General features: G+C 50.7%; 21 protein-coding genes. 10 read left to right on the top strand and 11 right to left on the bottom strand.

All coding sequences use genetic code 11. The features are described 5' to 3' along the window. Window positions 1-27 precede the first annotated feature (27 nt). The 5 genes from IOQ59_RS20825 to IOQ59_RS20805 all read left to right on the top strand — a co-directional run bounded on the left by IOQ59_RS20825 (window position 28) and on the right by IOQ59_RS20805 (window position 6241). The gene (locus IOQ59_RS20825; RefSeq protein ID WP_193955410.1) at window positions 28-1518 is read left to right on the top strand and encodes an aldehyde dehydrogenase family protein; all 1491 of its coding nucleotides are present in this window, start codon (window positions 28-30) and stop codon (window positions 1516-1518) included. Window positions 1519-1564: 46 nt separating this feature from the next. Then, window positions 1565-2689: an alkene reductase gene (locus IOQ59_RS20820; protein ID WP_371871906.1), complete on the top strand. Its 1125-nt coding sequence runs from the start codon at window positions 1565-1567 to the stop codon at window positions 2687-2689. Between the two features lie 81 nt (window positions 2690-2770). Beyond that, window positions 2771-4114, top strand: a complete 1344-nt coding sequence (locus IOQ59_RS20815) for an aldehyde dehydrogenase family protein (RefSeq protein ID WP_193955408.1) — start codon at window positions 2771-2773, stop codon at window positions 4112-4114. A 23-nt stretch (window positions 4115-4137) separates the two neighbouring features. Next, the gene (locus tag IOQ59_RS20810) at window positions 4138-4905 is read left to right on the top strand and encodes a prolyl hydroxylase family protein (RefSeq protein WP_193955407.1); all 768 of its coding nucleotides are present in this window, start codon (window positions 4138-4140) and stop codon (window positions 4903-4905) included. Window positions 4906-5098: 193 nt separating this feature from the next. Further along, entirely contained in the window at window positions 5099-6241 is a 1143-nt protein-coding gene (locus IOQ59_RS20805) for a low temperature requirement protein A (protein WP_193955406.1), read from the top strand. A 98-nt stretch (window positions 6242-6339) separates the two neighbouring features. Here IOQ59_RS20805 and IOQ59_RS20800 read toward each other — a convergent pair whose 3' ends face one another. The 3 genes from IOQ59_RS20800 to IOQ59_RS20790 all read right to left on the bottom strand — a co-directional run bounded on the left by IOQ59_RS20800 (window position 6340) and on the right by IOQ59_RS20790 (window position 9075). Continuing rightward, complete coding sequence (locus IOQ59_RS20800) at window positions 6340-7149, bottom strand: AraC family transcriptional regulator (RefSeq protein ID WP_193955405.1); 810 nt, start codon at window positions 7147-7149, stop codon at window positions 6340-6342. A 104-nt stretch (window positions 7150-7253) separates the two neighbouring features. Beyond that, window positions 7254-8321, bottom strand: a complete 1068-nt coding sequence (locus tag IOQ59_RS20795; RefSeq protein WP_193955404.1) for a threonine aldolase family protein — start codon at window positions 8319-8321, stop codon at window positions 7254-7256. Between the two features lie 127 nt (window positions 8322-8448). Beyond that, window positions 8449-9075 (bottom strand): DNA-3-methyladenine glycosylase I, encoded by a 627-nt coding sequence (locus IOQ59_RS20790; RefSeq protein WP_193955403.1) that lies wholly within the window; start codon window positions 9073-9075, stop codon window positions 8449-8451. Between the two features lie 260 nt (window positions 9076-9335). Here IOQ59_RS20790 and IOQ59_RS20785 point away from each other — a divergent pair, with 260 nt between their 5' ends. Then, window positions 9336-9776, top strand: coding sequence for a hypothetical protein (locus IOQ59_RS20785; protein ID WP_193955402.1), 441 nt, complete (start codon window positions 9336-9338; stop codon window positions 9774-9776). A gap of 77 nt (window positions 9777-9853) precedes the next feature. Here the strand turns inward: IOQ59_RS20785 and IOQ59_RS20780 are convergent, their stop codons facing one another. From IOQ59_RS20780 to IOQ59_RS20750, 7 genes are all read right to left on the bottom strand, one after another. After that, on the bottom strand, window positions 9854-10297 hold the full coding sequence (locus tag IOQ59_RS20780) for a CopD family protein (RefSeq protein WP_193955401.1): 444 nt from the start codon (window positions 10295-10297) through the stop codon (window positions 9854-9856). Window positions 10298-10489: 192 nt separating this feature from the next. Beyond that, window positions 10490-11065 (bottom strand): elongation factor P-like protein EfpL, encoded by a 576-nt coding sequence (efpL, locus tag IOQ59_RS20775; protein WP_193955400.1) that lies wholly within the window; start codon window positions 11063-11065, stop codon window positions 10490-10492. Between the two features lie 165 nt (window positions 11066-11230). Next, window positions 11231-12631 carry a PAS domain S-box protein gene (locus IOQ59_RS20770; RefSeq protein WP_228051072.1) on the bottom strand — a complete coding sequence of 467 codons (1401 nt, stop codon included), beginning with the start codon at window positions 12629-12631 and terminating at the stop codon, window positions 11231-11233. Between the two features lie 526 nt (window positions 12632-13157). Then, complete coding sequence (locus IOQ59_RS20765) at window positions 13158-13628, bottom strand: GNAT family N-acetyltransferase (RefSeq protein ID WP_193955398.1); 471 nt, start codon at window positions 13626-13628, stop codon at window positions 13158-13160. Between the two features lie 37 nt (window positions 13629-13665). Then, the gene (locus IOQ59_RS20760) at window positions 13666-14358 is read right to left on the bottom strand and encodes an aspartate/glutamate racemase family protein (RefSeq protein WP_193955397.1); all 693 of its coding nucleotides are present in this window, start codon (window positions 14356-14358) and stop codon (window positions 13666-13668) included. Between the two features lie 113 nt (window positions 14359-14471). Then, window positions 14472-15233 carry an ABC transporter permease gene (locus IOQ59_RS20755; RefSeq protein WP_193955396.1) on the bottom strand — a complete coding sequence of 254 codons (762 nt, stop codon included), beginning with the start codon at window positions 15231-15233 and terminating at the stop codon, window positions 14472-14474. A gap of 1 nt (window position 15234) precedes the next feature. Continuing rightward, on the bottom strand, window positions 15235-16158 hold the full coding sequence (locus IOQ59_RS20750; RefSeq protein ID WP_193955395.1) for an ABC transporter ATP-binding protein: 924 nt from the start codon (window positions 16156-16158) through the stop codon (window positions 15235-15237). A 371-nt stretch (window positions 16159-16529) separates the two neighbouring features. On the opposite strand from IOQ59_RS20750, the gene pdxR reads away from it, so the two are divergent. The 4 genes from pdxR to IOQ59_RS20730 all read left to right on the top strand — a co-directional run bounded on the left by pdxR (window position 16530) and on the right by IOQ59_RS20730 (window position 21859). Continuing rightward, complete coding sequence (gene pdxR, locus IOQ59_RS20745) at window positions 16530-17996, top strand: MocR-like pyridoxine biosynthesis transcription factor PdxR (RefSeq protein WP_228051071.1); 1467 nt, start codon at window positions 16530-16532, stop codon at window positions 17994-17996. Window positions 17997-18748: 752 nt separating this feature from the next. Beyond that, entirely contained in the window at window positions 18749-19765 is a 1017-nt protein-coding gene (dctP, locus tag IOQ59_RS20740; RefSeq protein WP_193955394.1) for a TRAP transporter substrate-binding protein DctP, read from the top strand. Window positions 19766-19891: 126 nt separating this feature from the next. Then, the gene (locus IOQ59_RS20735) at window positions 19892-20554 is read left to right on the top strand and encodes a TRAP transporter small permease (RefSeq protein ID WP_193955393.1); all 663 of its coding nucleotides are present in this window, start codon (window positions 19892-19894) and stop codon (window positions 20552-20554) included. A gap of 3 nt (window positions 20555-20557) precedes the next feature. Further along, window positions 20558-21859, top strand: a complete 1302-nt coding sequence (locus IOQ59_RS20730) for a TRAP transporter large permease (RefSeq protein ID WP_193955392.1) — start codon at window positions 20558-20560, stop codon at window positions 21857-21859. A 124-nt stretch (window positions 21860-21983) separates the two neighbouring features. Here the strand turns inward: IOQ59_RS20730 and IOQ59_RS20725 are convergent, their stop codons facing one another. Then, window positions 21984-22307: a YciI family protein gene (locus IOQ59_RS20725; protein ID WP_193955391.1), complete on the bottom strand. Its 324-nt coding sequence runs from the start codon at window positions 22305-22307 to the stop codon at window positions 21984-21986. Window positions 22308-22653: the final 346 nt, after the last annotated feature.

Below are 22653 nucleotides of genomic sequence, written 5' to 3'. Positions count from 1 at the left end.
TTAATCTCTAAACACCCGGAGCGAGATATGAATCAAGCAGTAACCAACATAACGCCTCAATCCTCCTATCAGCTGTTTATCGGTGGCGAATGGGTTGAAAGCAATTCTGGTCGAAGCATGGATAGCCTTAACCCGGCAACAGGAGAGATCCTGACGACGATTCCACTGGCGGACGCGAGCGATATCGATGCCGCGGTGCAGGCAGCAGCGAAAGCCTTTCCATCGTGGAAACAAACCACACCCGTGCAACGCCAGGATGCCTTGCTGAAAATTGCTGAGTTACTGGAAAGCCGTAAAGATGAATTTGCCCGCTTGGAAGCACTGGAAACCGGCAAGCCAATTCGTGAAACCAGCCTTATTGATGTTCCACTCGCCATCGATCACTTCCGTTATTTTGCCGGGGTTATTCGCTCCCATAGCGACGAAGCGGTCATGCTGGATGAAAACACCATGAGTCTGGTATTCAGTGAACCACTGGGCGTTGTAGGCCAGGTGATTCCGTGGAACTACCCTCTATTGATGGCTGCGTGGAAAATCGCTCCTGCCATCGCAACCGGTAACACCGTCGTCATCAAGCCATCCGAAATGACCGCGATCACCCTGCTGGAACTGACCAAGATCTTTAAAGAAGTACTCCCGGATGGCGTGGTTAACGTTGTCACCGGTATTGGTCCTGAAGCGGGTCAGTCACTGCTCGATCATCCGAAGATAGAAAAGCTGGCGTTCACAGGTTCAACGGGCATCGGTTACAACGTGGCTAAAGCCGCCGCAGATAAGCTGATTCCAGCCACGCTGGAGCTGGGTGGTAAATCCGCCAACATCGTTTTCCCTGATGCAAACTGGGATAAAGCCCTGGAAGGCGCCGCTCTGTCGATTCTGCTGAATCAGGGACAGGTGTGTGAATCGGGCGCGCGCCTGTTTGTACACGAAGAGATTGTGGATCAGTTCATCACTGAACTGAAAGCCAAATTTGAAGGCGTGAATGTGGGTGATCCTATGGATCCAACCACCCAGATGGGCAGCCAGATCAGCGAAGCACAGATGAACCGTATTCTCGGTTACATCGACATCGCTGAGGACGAAGGCGCATCGATTCTCACCGGCGGCAAACGTTTGGTTAAACCCGGCCTGGAAAACGGTTTCTTTATCGAACCGACCATCATTACTCACGCCAACAATGCCATGAAAGTTGCGCAGGAGGAGATCTTTGGTCCGGTGGTCGTGATCATTCCTTTCTCCTCCGAAGATGAAGTGATCGAAATGGCCAATCAGTCTGACTACGGTCTGGCGGGTGGCGTCTGGACACAGGACATCAACCGCGCACTGCGTGTCGCGCGTGCCGTAGAGACCGGTCGCATGTGGGTCAACACCTACCACGAATTACCAGCGCATGCACCGTTCGGTGGTTATAAGAAATCCGGCATCGGTCGGGAAACTCATAAATCGATGCTGGAAGCCTACACCCAGAAGAAAAATATCTTCATCAGCCTTAATGAGAAAACGCTGGGTCTGTTTTAACGGAAACAAACTTTCAGCCAACGTAATAGATATTCAGGTAACAATTGTGAAAAACACCGCACTATTCAGTGAAACCCAATTGGGTCCGTACACCCTCAAGAACCGTATTGTGTTGCCTCCGCTGACCCGCTCACGAAGCTCACAACCGGGTAACATCGCCAATGAACTCATGGCGAACTACTATGCTCAACGTGCAGGCGCTGGCTTCATGGTCACCGAAGGTACTCAGATCGAACCGCGTGGTCAGGGATATGCCTGGACACCGGGCATCTACTCGTCCGAGCAGGTCGAGGGTTGGAAAAAAGTAACCACCGCCGTGCATCAGCAAGGTGGCGTTATCTTCGCTCAGCTTTGGCATGTTGGTCGGGTCTCACATCACTCACTGCAGCCAAACGGTGAAGCACCTGTCGCACCGTCTGCCTTGCGCGCCGATGCGGTGAAAGTCTTTATCGAGACAGGACCGGGAGAAGGCGCACTGGCCGACCCAAGTGAACCCCGTGCACTTAGCACCGACGAAGTGAAAGAGCTGGTACAGATGTACAAAAAAGCCGCTCAGAATGCACTCGCTGCGGGGTTTGATGGGGTTGAATTGCACTGCGCTAATGGCTATCTGGTCAACCAGTTTATCTCTGAACACACCAATCAACGGGATGATCAATATGGCGGCTCCCTGGAAAACCGCCTGCGTTTCCTGAAGGAGATCGTCGAGGCTGTCTCTGAAGTCGTCGGCAGCAACCGTCTGGGTGTACGTTTCGCCCCACTTTTTGAAAGCACCGATGAAGATCGTGTCTATCTGGGATTAGTGGAAAGTGATCCGCACACCACCTATATCGAAGCGATTAAGCTACTGAACGCCGCCGGTATTGCTTACCTGTCACTGGCAGAGGCCGACTGGGACAACGCGCCTGATCTGCCGGATGATTTCTACCAAGCGGTTCGCGATCACTTCGACGGCAGAATTATGTACGCAGGTAAGTACTCTGCCGAAAAAGCCGTGCGTGTTCTGGAACAAGGGAACGGTGATATTTTCGGCTTCGGCCGCCCGTTCATCGCCAACCCTGACCTACCTGAGCGCATCCGTAACGACTGGCCTTTGAATGCAGTCGACCCTGCCACCATGTATGGCGGCACGGATAAAGGATATACGGATTATCCCGCGTATCAGGCATAGCGGATAAACAATCGCCATGGACGACCATTCCTTCATCACCAGACGCTTAAGCCATTAAAAGATCGACGAGTAAGAGCAGCCATGAACACACAGTTAAAATCCTATGACCCCAGTACCGGCAAGCTGCTGGGCGAAGTCCCGTTGACACGTCTCTCTGACATCGACGTAATCGTATCCAATGCTAAACAAGCGGCACCGAAGTGGAAGGCACTGGGGGCATCCGCCCGCATGAACCTGGTGAAGGACGCGTTCTCTCGGATTGAGCCTCATACCCATCAACTGGCCTGCCTGCTAAGCACAGAGATGGGCAAAGATGCCCGCCGCTCAATGTCTGAAGTCGGCGGCTCAAGCTATGCCGCCAGCTATATCGCAGAGCAGGCATTCAGCGCATTACAAAATTCCAAAATAGACCGTACCACCGAACTGCACTACCAGCCTTTGGGTGTTGCGGCGGTTATTTCGCCCTGGAACTACCCAATGGCGATGGCCTGCAATCTGATTGTTCCTGCATTGGTCGCAGGCAACACGGTGATCTTTAAACCTTCAGAAGAAACACCACTGATCGCACAGGCGTTTATTGAACTGGTCAATGAAGTACTGCCAGCCCACGTATTGCAGATCGTGCACGGTCACGGGGATATAGGCCAGGCGCTGGTTGAGTCTGATATTGACCTGATCGCCTTCACCGGTTCCATGGCAACAGGTAAAGACATCATGGCCCGCGCTGCGGGTGGCCTGAAGCGCTTAGTCATGGAGTTAGGCGGCAACGATCCAATGATCGTGATGAACAACGCAAACATTGAAGCTGCAGCCCGCTTCGCCGTGGCTGGCAGCTTGGAAAATACCGGTCAGATGTGTACGTCCACCGAACGTATCTATGTAGATGCATCCATTGCAGACAGCTTTGAAGCGCGTGTCGTTCAAATTGCGTCCGAGTTTAAAGCCGGTGCATGGAACGAAAGCGGTGTTCACATCGGTCCGATCATCAATAAGCAGCAACATAACAATGTGATGCGTCACATTCAGGATGCGGTACATAACGGTGCAACCCTGTTACTGGGCGATCTCAGCCAAAAGCCACCCTATATTCGACCAACCGTCATTGCGGATATGACCCCGGAAATGTTGATCGAACAGGAAGAAACCTTCGGCCCGGTGATAGCTATCAGCCGCTTCGAATCGATTGATGAAGCGATTCAACGTGCCAATAACTCTGTTTATGGACTCGGAGCCGTGGTCTTTGGCGCACAAGGCTCTAAAGAAGTTGCCGAGCAGCTTGAAGCAGGCATGGTTGCGATCAATCAAGGGGTGGGCGGTAATGGCGACAGCCCTTGGGTAGGCGCCAAACACAGCGGTTATGGCTTCCATGGCTCAGCCGCAGGCCATCGACAATTCGCTCAGGTTCGACTCCTGAGCCACCGATAAGCGTCAAAACGACAGGTACGAACATGAGCAACGATAATTTTTATATAGTCGCCAGAGAACCCGGCGCTGAGCACCCGGCACTACCGACCTGGGCCAATACCCAACCTAACCCTGCTCTGTTAGACGAAACACATGATCGGGAGATATCACGTAGGGATATTCCGGAAGTACCAGGCGCATTTCAGATCCTGAATGTTCTGTCGCAGGAAGAGTGCCAGCGCCTCATCAGCATTACCGAGTCGCTCGGCTATATGGAAGACGCCGCAGTCTCCCTGCCCCGTAATGTGCGACACAATGACAACGTGACCTGGGTCGTGGATGAGCTCACCGATGGTACGTTCTGGCAACGCACGTGCGACTTTATGGGTGATCCCAACAACATCTTCGACGGCAAAAAACCACTGGGAATCAACGCACGTTTCCGCTTTTATCGATACGGTGTCGGTGACTACTTCAAGCCGCACATCGACGGCGACTGGCCCGGTAGTCGGGTAATCGATAACACATTGGTGCCGGATGCCTATCCTGATCGCTGGAGCAAGATGACGTTTTTGGTGCTGCTCAGTGAAGATTTCGAGGGTGGAAGTACGCAGTTTTGGGTAAACAAAGATGACCCAAGCAAACCGGGATACACCGAAAAAGATTCTCTGAAGGTAGACATCAGAACACCTGCCGGCAGCGTCCTCTGTTTCCCACACGGCAGACATCCGATGCACTGCCTTCACAGTTCAGAAGAGATCCTGAAGGGCACCAAGTACATCATCAGAACTGACGTGTTGTTTGAGGCGTAACTTACCCAGTCATGCTCCTTACAGTATCGCAGCCCTCCTCCCTTAAGTACGGACGCCCCCAGCGTTTCGCAGGGAGGCAGGGCTGCACCTATTCACCCTCAAACGCTGCAACTTTTTACAATCCACCCTCATCAATCTCGCGCATATTTGCCCCTAAACCCAAGGAATTCACCTCCTAAAAGGCACATTAGTAATGATCACCCCGCTATACCTCTCAAAAAATCGACACGCGACCTGGTTAGAACTGTTTTTTGACCTTGTCTTTGTCGCCGTAATTGGCGTTGTTACCCACGACCTTGCCCACACCCACAATGGCCATATCGGAATTGAACAACTGGCCCGCTTTCCACTGGTATTTATCCCCGTATGGTGGATCTGGATGACCCACACCCTGTTTGCCAACCGCTTTGATCGCGATAGCCGAGAGCAGCGCCTGATCACATTAGGCATCATGGGCTTATTGGTGCTGATGTCGACCTTTGTTGAGACGAGCCTAGAAGAACACTTCAGTCAGTTCGTCGCACTTTATGCTTTTATTCGCCTGCTGATGGCCGGGTTGTACGGTTATATCCATAGTCGTCACAGTGATGAGGTTGTGTTTGCAAAGGATATGGCACTTTCCATCACAGCCGGAGCAGCCATTAGCCTGAGCGCGCTGGCCTTCGAGGGCTGGGTTAAATTCATCTTGTTCTACGCAGGTATCGCCGTAGACATGGTGTGGCAAATCGTACTTCGCCATAAAGCAGAAACCCGGCCGATCGATAGACGTCATCTGGTAGAACGTGTGGGCCTGCTGGCAATTATTATCCTGGGTGAATCCGTCATTGCGATGGTCGCTGCACTGTCCGATGTGAGCTGGCAGATGACATCAATTACCGGTGCGATTGTCGGCTTTGCGATGATCGGTGCGATCTGGTGGATCTACTTCGATAGCTTTGAAGCACTGGAGCGCAGTAAACGCTTAACCACCGCAAACGTACTGATCTACAGCCATCTGTTCCTTTGCATGGGTCTACTGATACTGGCCAATATGATCCGCCACTCGATTCTGGGAGATCTGGACACACCAACATTTAGCCTACTGGCCATTATCGGTCTGGTGTTCTTTTATCTGGGCAAACAAGTACCTTACTGGTATGCATTCCCACCGTGGCGCAAAGCGATTATTGGCAACACCCTAGTGTGTGTATCGATCACCGTCGCCAGCTCCTTTCTGCCCAGCAACGTGTTATCACTCACAGGGATGATGTCCGGCATGCTGATTTACGTGTACCTGACACACAAGCGCATCTTGAGTGTTTCAGTTGATCAGTACCTTGATAGCGAGGCGCATTAACTCGCACCAGGCAACTGACATTCTCTCTTGAAAATGGACAGCCCCTTTCAGGCATCTTTTTTAAGCCATGAAGATGCCTGCTTTTTACCGAAATAGAGCTAGTATTTGGACGGCGGAACGCCATAAGCCTGACGGAAGGCTCGATTGAAATGACTTTGATCGTAGAAACCGACATCACTCGCCACTTGCGCAATGCTGTTGTCGGTATGACGCATCAGTCTGCAGGCATGCTCAAGGCGCAGACGCGTCAGCCACGCATGAGGGGTTACGCCGGTGGTACGTTCGAAACGCCTCAAAAACTGATAACGGCTTAACCCACACAGCTTTGCCAACTGATCGAGTACGATCTTGTCACCCAGATTCGCATGACAATATTCTCGCACCCAATCCCAATGCTTGGCCGCTAATGTGCCTTTGTTCTCATGAGGTGAAAGCACACAAAGATCAGAGAGCAACGGCTCCAGTAACTTAAACCACGTCTCTTCTACCGCGAGCGTTGAGATCGAATCCCCGCTCTGAATAGCCGAAAAAACCTGCAACAAACGATTTGCGATATAGGGATTTTCCATCATCGCCCCACCAAAAAACGGATCACGATGAGTATCATAGATTTCGGAAAAATAACCCGAAATAAGGTCAGGGGAAATACGAAAGGTTTTTAGGCGGTAAGCGTTTTGTTCGTGGCCAATACCATCGTGGATCTCGCCGGGTGGCATAATCGAAATACGCCCGAGCCCGAGTAGCACGGAGCTGCCTTGGAAACACTGTTTTTGGACGCCCTCAACCACCAGACCGATGTGATAATCGATATGGTAGTGGGGTTCAAATCTGTATTCCGAGTAAAGGCCTTCACTCAAAACCAGATCAGGCGTATCAGAATTACGATGATACTCTACATGATCCTTCATGAAGTCCTCATAAGCTTGATCAATCGGGAAAACATGAATCTACAATCGCTAATTATATCAAAAACTGCAGCCACCGGGGCTTCAGGTGACTGCAGCGAAAAGCGTTATGACAACAATTGTTTAGTGGCCGAGACGAACCGATCAACCTCTTCTGGCTGGGTGGAGAACATTGTCACCAACCGAACCACACCCGGTCCCCAACGATCATGATAAAAACGGAATCCCTGAGAGATCAGGTTATCAATCACCTCCTGCGGCAACTGACAGAAGATGATATTTGATTCGGTCTGACCCGCAAGCTCGATCCCTTCAATCGCAGATAAACCCTCGGATAAACGCGCCGCCATATCATTCGCGTGACGTGCATTCTTCAACCACAGATCATCGCGCAGGTACGCATCAATTTGAGCGGATAAGAAACGCATTTTGGAACACAGATGGCCACCACGTTTACGGCGGAACCCCATCTCAGGGGCAAGACTTTTATCAAACAGAACGATCGCTTCCGCCGCCAGCACACCATTCTTGGTGGCACCAAACGACAGAGCTTCCACACCCGCTTTCCATGTCATCTCAGCGGGAGAACAATCCAGTGCCACCAGCGCATTGGCAAAACGCGCACCGTCCATATGCAAACGGACGCCAGCATCACGACAGATCGCACCAATCGCTTCAATTTCCGCAACAGAATAGATACTGCCGGTTTCTGTTGCCTGCGTAATACTGACAACGGATGGCTGCACCGAATGCACATCACCCACTTTGTTGCGAATCTTAGCCTGTAACTGCACGGGATCAATCTTGGCGTTATCACCCTCAATCGACACCAGCTTCGCGCCATTGGTAAAGAACTCAGGCGCACCACACTCATCATTATTGATATGGCTTTCCGGGTGACACAATATCGATCCCCACGGTGGAGACAGTACGCTCAGACACAGCGCATTGGCCGCAGAGCCTGTCGGCACCAGAAACACACTCACATCTGTCTCAAAGATTTCGCAGAGCATACGCTCTACATTCTGGGTGTATTCGTCGTTGCCGTAGGGTGATTCCTGCCCGACATTGCATCGCGCAAGTGCTTCAAGCACCTGCGGCGAAGTGCCTGCAATATTGTCGCTGGTAAAACCGATGGTCGGCTGGGCTGTTACAGATAAGTTGTTGGTATTCAAAGCTATTCCTCCTCCACTAGGGATCACCTAGCATCAGAAGTACTATGAACGATTAGCAGGACCCTGCATTGTAAAATATTGCAGTTTTGTATGGAGCTCGTCGGATAGGAAGCCTTACCGAACGAATCTACGAGCCGCCTGATGACGCTCCCGGGCGTTTAAAGCGCTTGCGAATCACCGCAGCTTTGCTTCGGCTAACACAGCCCTTGGCATGATCGTTGATCAACCCCATCGCCTGCATAAACGCAAACACGGTAGTTGGACCGACAAACTTCCACCCCATCTTTTTTAGCGCTTTCGATAAGGCAACCGACTCTTCGGATGTAGACGCGGTTTGAGGTTCAGGCAAGTCCTCAGGTTTTGGCTCATAACGCCAAAAATACGCGGCCAGTGATCCATGCTCTTCGACCAGTTCCTGTGCCCGTTTTGCGTTGTTAATCACCGCTTCGATCTTACCGCGATGACGCACGATCCCGGCGTCCAGGAGTAGCCGCTCCACGTCAGCGTTGGTGAAATCAGCGACCTGATTAAAATCAAACCCATTAAACGCAGCACGGAAGTTTTCGCGTTTAGCGAGGATCGTTCGCCAGCTGAGGCCAGACTGGAAGCTCTCCAGACATAACTTCTCAAATAAGCGCTGATCATCATCAACGGGGAACCCCCACTCGTTGTCGTGATAATCCAGAAACTCAGGGGCTCCACCACACCAACGACAACGTGGCTCACCATCCGGCCCTACAAATTCGGTCGTCATCATTTTCCGCCTGATCAATAAGGTTTCAGAATATCCCCTGAGGGAATCTTAAATCGACACAGGGTATTGGTATTAACCCTGCGTTTAGCATCGAGATGCACGCCAGAAATCTGAACATCATGGTCAGTTTATACAACCTGAGTTGACCCTGATCACACACAATGGCCGAAAATACCTCGTAAAGCGGTCCTTAAGGTACTATGCCATGACATTAATGAACCATCGTTCATGAGCAACCAGATCCTACCAGCGGGACAGTTATGAAAAACGAAAGTCGAGCCTTAGCGTGGGCACCATTGATAACGCCATTTGCGTTCGCGCTCTACGCATACATCGCCGATATCTCGGGTTTCAATATGGATGACGGAATCCTAACCTATCTTGGACTGTTCATTGGCATGTCGATCGCCAGTCTTCCTGTTGCATACATCTATGAGTTTTTTATTGGCTATCGCTTTTTTCGCCTTCTTGTTAAAAAGAACCGCGTTAACTTTTATAGCCTGACCCTCGGCGCGATCTTTGTTGCCGACATCCCTTTGCTGGTCACCTGGCCGGTCACCTTCGTCAACGATGCGATCAGCTTTGTTGTACCACTCCAGCTGTTTTCGTTTGTAGGCTTTATGATTGGACTGAATTTCTGGATTTTGCTGAACTATGAAGATCTGAGAGATAACCTGAGGGCGCGCTTCAAAGCTGCTTAACCGATTGAACTCAAGGAAAATACTCCTTGAGTTCAATCAACACCTGCACGTGGACAATATCACTGCCCCTTCAGTCATCAATACAGCCAGCCGGTTCTAAAAGAGACACCCACCACAACGAACAAAATTGAAAACAGCGTGACCGGTATAATATGCCACGCCATATCAACAAGGTTGTTTTTTGAGAGCACCGGAATAACTCTAAACCGGGCATCAATTGCAAAACCAAATGTAAGCGCAAGCAGCGTCAGTTTTGCAGCGATACCATGCGAGACGGGATTGGTCATATCAAACCACTGACTCACATCAGGAACCAATCGGTGCGCAAGCATCAATCCGGTTACAACTTGCACAATCAGGGCCGGCATACCGATTTTTTCAAATACCGATTCAAAGCTCAGCAATTGCTCCGGAGAACGCTCCCGTAGCACTTTTGGCAGAATCACTACCGACAGAACAATATGCCCGCCCGTCCAAATAGTCGCGCTGAGAATGTGCAGGAGTAACAACGTTCCATACATACTGACTTACCTATGCTGATGATCACAAAGCATAAGGCACCTTTTGATCACCAGGGTTTTCCCAGATGCTCGTAAGGTGCCTTATGGATTAGCCTGATACCTGATCTTGAAAACAAAACCTCAGCCCCTCTTCAAAGAGGCCAAAGAAACACAAGCACCTGTTTTCAAAAAAGGTGATAAAGCTCGTAAAACTTATTTGGATTCTGCACGGCCGGTGAACTTACGCTCTTCCACATTCACCTTAATACGATCACCTGTAGAGATATGTTCTGGCACCTGCACAATCAGACCGGTTGAAAGCTTAGCGGGCTTCGTGCGCGCTGTTGCAGAGCCACCTTTAATCGATGGATCAGTCTCGACAATCTCCAGCTCAACCACACCCGGCAGATCCAGCGCCACAGGCGCATCGTTGACCAGAACGACATGCAACCCTGGGGTATCGTCCGTGATGAACAGAAGCTCATCCGCCAGATCATCTTTGTTCAGGCTGTAGGACGAATAATCTTCGCTATCCATGAACACAAACTCATCGCCATCAGAGTACGAAAACACCACCGCACGTCGTACCAGATCAGCAAGACTCAACATATCTGAATCTTTGAAGGTTTCATCGATCTTGCCGTTAGTCGCAACGTTATACATGCGCATACGATAGAGGCTACCACCGGAACGCCCTTGTGGTACTGAACGTTCGATATCACGAACAATGTAAGCTTCACCATTAATCTCAACGGCGGTGTTCTTCTTTATTTCACTGGCTTTAGGCATGTTGGTGTGCTCTGGGAGAGAAGTTAAAGGGCAGTATAATCAGGTAGTTAGTTCAATAACAATACACGAGTTATACGCTAGGGAACCATGAAGCACTCTCACTAGAGGTAGGCGGCGCCTACCCCTAAATGCTTCTCTGGCCCCTGCTATGAGTGGCCGTTATCTTTACGGCGAAATCGGCAGCTGCATATGGAAGGTTGATCCAAGCTCAGGATCAGATGTAACCGCCATGTGTCCCTGATGCTGCTCAGTGATGATGTAGTAGGAGAACGACAAGTGCTGACCTGCATCGAAACCTTCTGCTTCCGGGTTGTCGCTGAAGTACGGCTCAAATAATCCCATCTGCTCATCGTTGCTCAAACCGATGCCGTTGTGCTGAATCTTGATCCAGAAGCTATCATAGCCCTCAGACAAGATGATCTTGATAGTTGGTACAAAATCACTGTCCGCTGAACGGCGCTGCAACGACGCACATGCATGGCGGAACAAGCTTAAGAAAACCTGCTGCAATTCGGTGATATAGCATGGCACCTGTGGCAGATTCTTTTCGACGCTCCATTCCAGTTTTACCTGATGGAACGACAAACCATTTTCGACAGAGATTACCTCTTTACCCAGCTCGACCGTATGCTCCATCACATCGACAATGTCGGCCGTCTGTTTTTCTTTCTCACGACTGCGAGAGAACGTCAGCAAGTTATTGATAATCTTAGAAACCTGATCACCTTTGTTGGACATATCGATGAATATCTCATCCAACAGCTGTGTCTGCGTGGCGTTTCCGGCACCCTGCTGATGGCTATCCGCCAGAATGTTCTTAAAGCGCTTCAGATCCATCAGGATCGCTTGCAGCGGCATATTGATATCATGCGCCATCGTGGAAGCGACCTCACCCATGAATGACATCTTGTCATTATGGATCAGCATATTCTCAGCTGTTTTTTCCTTACTGACATCATCAACCAGAATCACCACACCCGCTTCATCGCCTTTGAGTGGGTAGATCGTAATGTCGAAATGCGACAGGCTGCGCATGCTCTGCTTCAGGTGGATCGTTTTATTCTGCTCAATCGCCTGCTGGATATGCTCAGGAACAACCGTCATGGTTGGATACGCTTCCCATAACGTTTTCCCTAAAGCCTCTTCAGAAGACACACCGGAAAGTTCCTCTACGCGTCGGTTCCACTGAGTCACGCGACCGTCTTTGTTCAAGCCAACCAACATCAACGGCATTGAGGTCAGAATGTCTTTGATATAGGACTCTGAAGAGCGCAACTGATCGGATGTTACGATGTGCTCGGCAACCTCTGATTCCAGCGCACTGTTGCTTTCCTGCAGCAGTTTATTGGACTCATCCAACGTAGCTGTTCGTTCCTGAACGCGAAGCTCCAGTTCTTTACGAATAGCCGTTAGCTCCCGATTTGCGCGGGATGCTTTGCGGCGTGCGATAAACAGATACACTGCCGTAATCGATAAAATGATGATCAGCGTACCGCTGCTCCAGTTTGCCAGATGCTGCCAGTTGGTTTTGCCATTTTCATCTTTAAACAGTGTAATGCCAGCCATAGCCCATGAGCTGTGCATGCATAAAGCAAATAGGAAGAATATGTTTTTCATAGTATCCGTGAAATTAATTAACCTTGGTTTGGTAGTAAGCAGACCACTATAAGATAAAGACGCCAGAAACATGCTTGTTTCCCGGTCATTAGTCAGTGCCTGTGACCCAGTGTAATTACCTGCATGTTACACCATTTTGGCTGCTGAAAGCTGCTGCTGTACTCGAATCAACCGTACTTGCGACACAATAATGTGCCAACAGCCGTGCTGCTGTACCACTTTAAGAGCAGTACATTATCTATCTGATATTCAATGATAAATATTCGGCCCGATCCGAGACATCTACGTTCAATCAAACATGATTTGCAAAATGCCCCAACACAACTGAACGTTGTTCGACAAACGGTACCCCAATGCAGTAAATCGGGGAGTAAGAGATAAAGTAGACGGAGGAAACTACAGCATGAGCTTTGATCACATTCTTCGTATTCATCGTCGAGCATAAACCAACCGATAAGACGAGCCGGCTTTTGCCCTAACGGGCGTGTCGCTCCATAGCGGTTACCATTTCGATATGAGGTATTCCATCTTCATCGTAAGGCTCAGATACAGGCATAAAACCGAAGTCCGAATAAAACGCCTCTAAATATTTCTGAGCAGAAATTCTAACCTCTTGTTTTGGAAACTCAGCCTTCAGCAATTCCATCGCCTTTTCCATCAGCAACCTTCCACTGCCTTGCCCCCGAGCCTCCTTTGCGGTTAAAACGCGACCAATAGACGGCTCTATATATTTATGCCCAGGAAAAACGACACGTAAATACGCAAGGATTTGGACAGAATTACCTCCGTTGTTTGTTTGAGCAAACAAGTGCCACGAGACTTGATCTAAGCTGTCTATGTCCTGGTATACACAGTTCTGTTCAACGACAAACACCTCCTGCCTCACCCGCAAAATTTCATAAATTTCAGCCGCGGAGAGCTCTTCAAATCGTTTCCATTCGTACATACTGCATTCTCCTTGAGCATCTAAAGGCTATGCTGTTTTACTTCAGCGCAAATTCCACCGCTTTCTGAGCATGTATCGCCGTTGTGTCCAATAAACGCACCGCCGTATCGGCCTGCTGCACCAGCATCCCGATCTCGGTACAGCCCAGAATCACAGCTTCTGCGCCCTCATCGGAGAGTTGTTGAACGATACGGAGGTATTCGGCCTTTGAGTCGGATTCGATCTTACCGAGACAAAGCTCGTCATAGATAACCCGATGCACGATCGCACGATCTGGCTGGCTGGGAATCAGAACGTTTAAACCGTACTTCTCGCTCAGACGGCCTTTGTAGAAATCCTGCTCCATGGTAAAGCCCGTGCCCAACAAACCCACGGTTTTGATTCCCTGATCCAGCAGTACTTCGGCGGTGGCATCAGCGATATGCAGGACGGGTATTTCCAAGGCTTCTTCGATTGACGGCGCGACTTTGTGCATGGTGTTAGTACAGATTAGTAGGAAATCTGCACCAGCTGACTGAACACTCAGCGCACCGTCAATCAGGATATCAGCGGTTCCGTCCCAGTCCCCTTGGTGTTGCAGCTTTTCTATCGGCGCAAAGTCCACACTATACATAGCAATCTTCGCAGAATGCAGGCCTCCCAATTGCGCCTTTACCCCCTCATTGATCGCCCGGTAATAACCCACCGTACTTTCCCAACTCATACCACCTAACAAACCGACTGTTTTCATTCTGCCTCCGAAATAGTCCTTTATGCCCTGTCACAGGATTGGGGCGTTTGATGGGATTGTTGAACCCTGAAGGCACAAAGTCAAAACGCCTTCAGGGGAAACGTGGGCAGGCGTTAAGACTTGATCCGATAACCGGTACGGAAGATCCACCAGATGCCGGTCAGGCAGAGCGTTAAGAAGAACAAAGTCATACCAAAGCTGACGGCAATATGCACATCTGCCACACCATAAAATGCCCAGCGGAAACCGCTGATCAGATACACCACCGGATTAAACAGAGTGATCGACTGCCACGGTTCCGGCAACATATTGATCGAATAGAATGCGCCGCCCAAAAACGTCAGGGGTGTAATCACCATAAGCGGGATCACCTGCAGCTTCTGGAAGTCATCCGCCCAGATGCCGATGATAAAACCGAACAGACTAAAGGTGACCGCCGTTAACGCCAGAAAGCAGATCATCCAAACCGGATGCTCGATCTGGTAATCCACAAAGATCCGCGCAGTCGCCAGAATCAGTAACCCCAGCAACATAGATTTACTCGCTGCCGCACCAACATATCCCGCGACAATCTCAAACGGTGACACGGGCGCTGACAATACTTCATAAATGGTGCCGGAGAACTTCGGGAAGAAGATACCAAAAGAGGCGTTAGAGATACTTTCACTCAGCAGCGACAGCATCACCAGCCCCGGAATGATAAACGCGCCGTAACTCACGCCGTCGATCTCACCCATGCGAGAGCCAATCGCCGTACCAAACACCACAAAGTAGAGCGTCGTGGAAAGAACCGGCGATGCGATGCTTTGCATCAGCGTGCGCCAGGTACGGGCCATTTCAAACTTATAGATCGCCAGAATTGCGTATAGATTCATCTCAGTGCTCCTTCACCAGATTCACGAAAATATCTTCCAGCGAACTTTCGGTGGAGTGGAGATCTTTCACGTTAATGCCTTGTGTACTGAGATTACTCAACAAATTGGCCACACCGACGTTATCGTCATGACTGTCGTAGCTGTAGATCAACGTGTGTCCGCCCTCGCCTAACGCGAGTGACGCGCCATTCAGACCAGATGGAATCTCCTCCAACGGATGATCCAACGTCAGATGCAGCTGCTTCTGACCAAGCTTATCCATCAGCACGCTTTTATCTTCAACCAAGATAATCTCGCCCTTGTTGATCACACCGATGCGATCGGCCATCTCTTCCGCTTCTTCGATGTAATGGGTGGTAAGGATAATCGTCACTCCCCGCTCGCGCAGTTCACGCACCATCTCCCACATGTCCCGGCGCAGCTCCACATCGACACCGGCTGTCGGCTCATCGAGAAACAAAATATCAGGCTCATGGGACAGCGCCTTAGCGATCATCACACGGCGCTTCATACCGCCCGACAGCTCACGGATTTTCGCGTCTTTTTTCTCCCATAAAGAGAGCTGACGCAGTACTTGCTCCAGATAGGCAGGGTTCGGTGCTTTACCAAACAAACCACGGCTAAAACTCACGGTGGCCCAGACACTTTCGAAGGCATCGGTACACAGTTCCTGCGGCACCAATCCAATCTTGCCTCGCGCTTTGCGGTAGTCCTTGACGATATCGTAGCCATCAGCCTTAACCGTCCCTACGGTTGGATTCACAATGCCGCAGATGATACTGATCAACGTGGTTTTACCCGCACCATTGGGGCCAAGCAGTGCAAAGATCTCACCTTTATGAATATCGAGATGAACATTTCGTAACGCAGAAAAACCAGAGTCATAGGTTTTGTCCAACGCTTGTACTGAGATAACACTTTCCACGCAAACTCCTTGTTGCCGCCTATGCAGAGATACAGGGCATACGGTTCAAACAATGCTGGGCAAGATCGTACGTGCACTCGCCGCCAATAGAGCAATTTAGCACTGTTAAGCGATGCTGAGGCAGACAATCGACGTCAAATCCTGCAACACACTGTCTTGCGCTTAGCACCCTCCAGGTATTGACCTCAGCAGCGCTCAAACGCAGCGCTAATCGGGATCTCAATTGATTCGGATTGCACCCATTTGCCTTAAACAGGCACAACAACCCAAAATGGAACCAGATGTCTGGTAGTGCTGGTACTACTCTTATATGCTCCATGCGCCTAGTTTAAAGGCATAATAAAAAGAAGCTCAGGTTCTGGGAGCACCACATGCTGCAACACCTCTTTCATCTATCCCCCGATGCCGATTGCAGTCTGCAACAGCAGATTCGCGAGCAGATCAGTCGGGCGATTATCGAAGGTCATATCCCACCCGAGCTTTCACTGCCCTCGACTCGCAAGCTGGCCGAGATGCTGGGTGTATCACGTAATACCGTGATACTGGCGTATGAACATCTGCTGGACGATGGCTATCTGGTATCGCGGGCGCGCGCAGGATTCTTTGTAAATCCCGAAATGCTGAAAAGCAGCGCACAGTTGGACGAAGACGCTACCGAAGCCGTTAACGGAAATGCGCCTGACTGGAACCGCTACCTAAAACACCGCCCAACCGATCACAAGCTCAATAAGCTGCATCGCTGGCGTGATTACCCCTACCCGTTTATCTACGGCCAGCTTGATCCGAAGATGTTCCCCACACACCATTGGCGGGAATGCTGTAAGGAATCCGTCACGGTTGGTGCGATCAGTGAATGGGCCGGTGACCGTTACGACGACGATGATGCATTGTTGATCGAACAGATCCATAGCCGCTTGTTACCGCGCCGTGCGGTATGGGCCGATCCCGAGGAGATTCTGATCACCGTCGGCGCACAACATGGACTCTACATGTTGATGCAGTTATTGATGAGCAAAGGCTCCACCTTCGGATTGGAAAACCCCGGCTATCCTGATCTCGTTCGTATGGCCTGTTATAGCGGCGCAAAGACCCGACCGCTGGAGGTGGACGAACAGGGCCTGAAAACCGGAGATCAGCTCACCGGCTGCGACCTGATTTTTACCACCCCCAGTCACCAATTTCCCACCACGGTCACCATGCCGATGGAGCGCCGCCGTGAGCTGCTGGAGCAAGCATCGCGCGATGATTTCCTCATTATCGAGGATGACTATGAGTGCGAAACCACCTTCACCGATAACCCAACGCCTGCGCTGAAAAGTCTGGATAAGAATGGCCGGGTTATATACCTCGGCAGTCTGTCGAAAACGCTGTCACCGGGCTTGCGACTGGGCTTTATTGTCGGTCCAAAAGAGCTGATCCGCGAGCTACGCGAATTCCGCCGAATGATGCTGCGCCACCCGCCGATGAACAACCAACGCGCGGTGGGTCTGTTCCTCTCCCGTGGTTACCACGATTCGCTGATTCGTAACATCGTACAAGCTTACGAAGAGCGCTGGAAAGAAGTGGGCGATGCCTTGCAAGATTGCTTGCCTGAATCCGCAAAACCACCGGTGTTTGGCGGTTCCTGCTACTGGGTGAAAGGCCCTGAAGGGCTGGATGCGCGTGAGTTAAAACGCCGTGCATTAGACAAGGGCGTAGTCATTGAGTCGGGTGATATTTATTTCCAGCAAGATGACCCTCCGCTCAACTTTTTCCGCTTGGGGTATTCATCAATCGCCACCGAGCGCATCAGGCCGGGCATCGATCGCCTTGCGAAGATTATCCGCGAATTAACGTAATGAGTGTGCCTAAAGCTGACTAAAGGACTAAAAAAGGGGACTGAATTAAATTCGACTAAAAAAGGGGACTGAATTAAATTCAGTCCCCTTTTCCTATGTTGGGTATCGCGCTGCTCCACCCAACCTACAGACCACCTCAATCCCCGTAGGTTGGGACGAGCGCAGCGATTCCCAACACATATCCTGCAACACAGTTACGCCCTGTATACCAAACACCCATTCACTTCACCAAACCAAAATATCTTCCGCCTTAGGTATCAGAACTCATCAGAAATCGATCACTATTTTTAATGGGGACTGAATTAAATTCAGTACCCATTTCCTATGTTGGGTATCGCGCTGCTCAACCTACAGACCACCTCAATCCCCGTAGGTTGGGACGAGCGCAGCGATTCCCAACACATATTCCTGCAACACATTTGCGCCCGGAATATCCAATAATTTTCCCATGGCACACCACCAACAACATTCCCATCACTGGTACCATTCGCGGTCCTAATCCTGCATTCAGCACGACAACCCAACACAAACACTCCCCCAAAAGCCTTACACGACGGGCCTTTCAGACTGGAACCACATTTCTGGTTCGGGTTGGGTCTATTGGCTCCATCTTTCCAAAACTTATATTGATCTCAAGCGTTACAGCACCCCACACCTTTGGCAGAGGCATGGGATTGCTCTGACAATACTGCGATCCATGATCCAGTAAACGTATCGGGCCCACATGACAAAAATAAAAATCAGAGGTCACTATGACAATTAGAACTACGCTCAAATCTACCTTGTCTGTCTGCGCACTGTCCGCAGCAATGGCGATGCCGTTTACCCAGTCTGCTCAGGCTGAAGAGTTGATGCTGGCGCATGCTTATCCAACGGATCATATCTTCCACCTGACATCGGAAACCTTTACCAATCAGCTGAAAGCTCAAGGCTCCACCATCGAGGTCGACTACCATCCGGGTGGTGATCTGGGCGACTGGGCATCGATCTTCGAGCAGAGCATGGAAGGGGTTGTACCGATGACCATGAGCTTTGGCGCATCTGAGTACGATCCACGTCTGGATCTGTCCTGGCTGAGCTATGTGGTTGATGACTGGAAGGAAGCCCGCGAGGTTTACGGCCCTAACGGCAAGATGACCGATGTATACAACGAGATCCTGAATGATCTGGATCTGGTGGTCCTGGGTGTTATTCCAACGGGTTTCGGCTCCATCGCGACACGTAAAGGGATCGACGAAGTACCAACCAGCTTCCCGAATGATGCACAAGGTATCAAGATTCGCGTACCGCCTATTCCAATCGGTATCGAGCGTTTCAAAAGCTTTGGTTTCACCCCGGTTCCAATGCCATTCTCTGAGCTGTACACCGCCCTGCAGCTCGGCACCATTGACGCTCGCGGTACCGCACCTTCCGTTGAGATCTGGCAGATGCGTGACGTCATCGAAGCCTACATCCTGACCAAGGATTACTTCGAGCACGCCTTCTGGGTGGTGAACAAAAGCTGGTTAGAAGAACTTCCTGCGGATGAGCGCCAAAAGCTGCTGAGTGCAGCCGATGCCACCATGGCCAAAGTGTGGGATGAAGCACAGGCAATTGACGAAGGCTTCCTGAACAAAGTCCGTGATTCAGGCGTTAAAGTGGTCGAACTGAGCCCAGAAGACATGAGCAAAGCCAAGAAAATCCTGTACGCAGAAGAATGGCCGTTCATGGAGAAAACTGTCGGACCAGAGATCATGACCATGATGCGGGATATCGCTGGCATCAAATAATCCGAACGGGTTTTAACCCTTCCGGTAGCGCCCTTCGGATGCTCGCCAGCCTGCAGACCCAACTATGCAGGCCATTGATCAGATGAGGGGCGCGCCCTCCCGGATTCTCTTTTCAGGACCAGCGCCATGCAACAAGAAAAACTCTCTGCACCCTATAAATCTGTGGGTGAAGCTAAGATCTACGATTACGATCCAGACCTGAGCGCGCACCCTATTCCTCCTCATCTTCATGCCATTCCTAATCAGGCCAATCACAAGGTTGATAGCGTCCTGATGCGGTTTGAGCGACTGCTGAACTGGACCTTCCGCAGCATGATGCTGCTTGCGGGTCTCGGCCTTGCCGTATTGATGTTCTCGCAAGTGATCATGCGATACGTATTGGAATCGCCTTTCACCGGCATCGAAGAAGCCTCCATTCTACTGGCGGTATGGATCTATTTTCTCGGCATGGGCTATGCCACCCGTGAACGTGAACATATCCACGGCGGCATCGTTAGCCTGATCGTAAAAGATCCGTACAAAGTGGGTGTTATCCGCTTTATTGGCTCAATTACCTGCATGATCGCCGCCATTATCTTCGGATACTTCGCCTGCAAATATGCGCTTAAAGAGTTGGATCGAGGCCGCCTGAGTGTCAATTTACGCTGGCCACGTGGTTTGTGGAGCGCCAGCATGATCGTTGGCTTTGCGATGATGGTCGGCTATTTCCTGCTCGAAACCATCAATGAATTCCGTTACCTGCGCCGCACCCGTCGTGCCCGCCAATCACAGCAACAAGCGGAGGTGTGAGCGATGACTTTATTTCTGATCTCGATGCTCATCGTCATCGTCCTGATCCTGATCGAAATCCCGGTGGCTTTTGCTTTTGGCATCGGTGCGGTGCTATTTGCCTTTACTACCGGCAACAACATCTCGTTTCTGATCCCCCACGGGTTTAAAACCGCCAGCGGATTTGCCCTGCTTGCCCTGCCGTTGTTTATATTCGCCGGCCTCCTAATGGCAGAAGGCGGAATATCAGAACGCCTGCTGAACTTTGTGAACTCAATTGTTGGTCGGATCAAAGGCGGCTTAGGTGCCGTGACGGTGCTGACCTGTGCGCTGTTTGGTGCGATCTCCGGCAGCTCATCCGCAGCGATTGCAGCGGTCGGCCAGATCATGATTCCACGTATGGTGCGCGAAGGTTATCCCGCGGGTCATGCCACAGCACTGGTGGCCTGTTCATCCGTACTGGCACTATTGATTCCACCCAGCATTCCGATGATTGTCTTTTCAATCACCGGAGGTGTGTCGGTAGGGGCCGCGTTCCTGTCCACGATCATTCCGGGCATTTTACTGACATTGCTCTACTGCGGTCTGAACATCTGGTTCCTGCGAAACAATCCGGATATTCAGGTCGACCCGCCATTGCCGTTTAAACAGGCCGCAAAAGGCGTCGTAAAAACCGGCTACAGCGCGGCTTTCGCCCTGTTGATGCCACTGATTATTCTTGGGGCTATCTACAGCGGGATCGCAACGCCTACCGAAGCAGCCGCGATCGCGGTGATCTATGCCATTCCGGTTGGGTTGTTCATCTACAAGGGGATGTCACTGAGCAGCTTGGGCGCTGTGACTATCCGTGCAGTCACCATGACCGGCTCCATCATGGCGGTGCTGTTTTTCCTGTTCATCATGAGTCGCGCGATGATACTGGAACAAGTACCGCGCGATCTGGCACAAGCACTACTGCAGATATCAGAGAACAAATACGTCATCCTGTTGCTGATTAACGTACTCTTGCTGCTGATCGGCATGATCGTTGACGATATCTCTGGCAGCGTATTAGCCGCGATTATCTTCCTGCCGATCATCAATGAGCTGGGGATCGACCCGATCCACTTTGCCGCCGTGGTAGGTGTCAATCTGGGGTTGGGGAATGTCTCGCCGCCGTGTGCGCCGATGCTCTATATGGCAGGCGGAGTCAGCAAGCTATCGTTGGATCGGTACATTACACCAACCCTCAAATTCCTCTGTTTCGGTCACCTACCGATGGTGTTCCTGGTGACCTTTGTGCCAGAGCTATCACTGTTCCTGCCGAAACTGCTAATGGGATATTAAACATCCGATTTTACCGTTGATTGTCACTACCTTGCGTGATGTCTTTTGCCCCTGCTTGCAGGGGCTTTTTACGCTTGGTAGATACCAACTGCTGGATATTCCGTGTTTAACCCAAGCAACACATCTACTTCTGTCCAGGCATCTGCATCAGTTCAGAGACTTCTAACGAACCACCAATATCCAAAAACGGGCAGCGTTTCGCCACCACCAGCGCATCTTCCATCGACGCCATTTCAACCAATGTGAAACCCGACATTCCAGTCATGCCACCGGACGTCACCGTTCCATCCGGGTTCACGGTTTGCGTAGCCTTCAGGGGATTAGCCGGGCTCACCGCCGCATCGCCCAGTGATGCTATCCACTCCATGTACTTTGCAAAATGCTGCTTGCCTTCCTCTGGACTGGACGGCTGATTTCCACCCAGATAGGTAATCATATACTGAGGCATTTTGTTCTCCTTGAGGTTTCTATTGCAGTTCGTCAAATATCAGAATAACCGAGACGCAGCGGATATGTTGGGTATCGCCTTTGGCTCCACCCAACCTACAAAATCCATACGCTCCACCAGCCAACGTAGGTTGGGACGAGCGCAGCGATTCCCAACAGAGGCATTTCATTCGCCTTGAGATTTACACTTCGATTTATCAATGACCAGAAACACCGAGCATAGCCTGCTGAAATGTTCTGATCACACGCAATGTTGGGTATCGCGCTGCTCCACCCAACCTTGTATCTCTCCATCTGCTCTGTTTGATTAGATAGAGCTCCCCGGTCAGGTGAGGCTGTACCCAACC

It is taken from the genome of Pontibacterium sinense (assembly GCF_015209595.1).
Lineage (GTDB): Bacteria > Pseudomonadota > Gammaproteobacteria > Pseudomonadales > Balneatricaceae > Pontibacterium > Pontibacterium sinense.
This window is presented reverse-complemented; position numbering and strand designations above follow the sequence as displayed.

What these genes read in the sequence shown, in the direction of transcription:
- IOQ59_RS20780 (WP_193955401.1), bottom strand. Translation starts at nt 10,297, where the DNA reads ATGTATGGAACGTTGTTACTCCTGCACATTCTCAGCGCGACTATTTGG.
- IOQ59_RS20825 (WP_193955410.1), top strand. Translation starts at nt 28, where the DNA reads ATGAATCAAGCAGTAACCAACATAACGCCTCAATCCTCCTATCAGCTG.
- dctP (WP_193955394.1), top strand. Translation starts at nt 18,749, where the DNA reads ATGACAATTAGAACTACGCTCAAATCTACCTTGTCTGTCTGCGCACTG.
- efpL (WP_193955400.1), bottom strand. Translation starts at nt 11,065, where the DNA reads ATGCCTAAAGCCAGTGAAATAAAGAAGAACACCGCCGTTGAGATTAAT.
- IOQ59_RS20730 (WP_193955392.1), top strand. Translation starts at nt 20,558, where the DNA reads ATGACTTTATTTCTGATCTCGATGCTCATCGTCATCGTCCTGATCCTG.
- IOQ59_RS20810 (WP_193955407.1), top strand. Translation starts at nt 4,138, where the DNA reads ATGAGCAACGATAATTTTTATATAGTCGCCAGAGAACCCGGCGCTGAG.
- IOQ59_RS20805 (WP_193955406.1), top strand. Translation starts at nt 5,099, where the DNA reads ATGATCACCCCGCTATACCTCTCAAAAAATCGACACGCGACCTGGTTA.
- pdxR (WP_228051071.1), top strand. Translation starts at nt 16,530, where the DNA reads ATGCTGCAACACCTCTTTCATCTATCCCCCGATGCCGATTGCAGTCTG.
- IOQ59_RS20815 (WP_193955408.1), top strand. Translation starts at nt 2,771, where the DNA reads ATGAACACACAGTTAAAATCCTATGACCCCAGTACCGGCAAGCTGCTG.
- IOQ59_RS20755 (WP_193955396.1), bottom strand. Translation starts at nt 15,233, where the DNA reads ATGAATCTATACGCAATTCTGGCGATCTATAAGTTTGAAATGGCCCGT.
- IOQ59_RS20785 (WP_193955402.1), top strand. Translation starts at nt 9,336, where the DNA reads ATGAAAAACGAAAGTCGAGCCTTAGCGTGGGCACCATTGATAACGCCA.
- IOQ59_RS20770 (WP_228051072.1), bottom strand. Translation starts at nt 12,631, where the DNA reads ATGGCTGGCATTACACTGTTTAAAGATGAAAATGGCAAAACCAACTGG.
- IOQ59_RS20800 (WP_193955405.1), bottom strand. Translation starts at nt 7,149, where the DNA reads ATGAAGGATCATGTAGAGTATCATCGTAATTCTGATACGCCTGATCTG.
- IOQ59_RS20765 (WP_193955398.1), bottom strand. Translation starts at nt 13,628, where the DNA reads ATGTACGAATGGAAACGATTTGAAGAGCTCTCCGCGGCTGAAATTTAT.
- IOQ59_RS20760 (WP_193955397.1), bottom strand. Translation starts at nt 14,358, where the DNA reads ATGAAAACAGTCGGTTTGTTAGGTGGTATGAGTTGGGAAAGTACGGTG.
- IOQ59_RS20790 (WP_193955403.1), bottom strand. Translation starts at nt 9,075, where the DNA reads ATGACGACCGAATTTGTAGGGCCGGATGGTGAGCCACGTTGTCGTTGG.
- IOQ59_RS20725 (WP_193955391.1), bottom strand. Translation starts at nt 22,307, where the DNA reads ATGCCTCAGTATATGATTACCTATCTGGGTGGAAATCAGCCGTCCAGT.
- IOQ59_RS20735 (WP_193955393.1), top strand. Translation starts at nt 19,892, where the DNA reads ATGCAACAAGAAAAACTCTCTGCACCCTATAAATCTGTGGGTGAAGCT.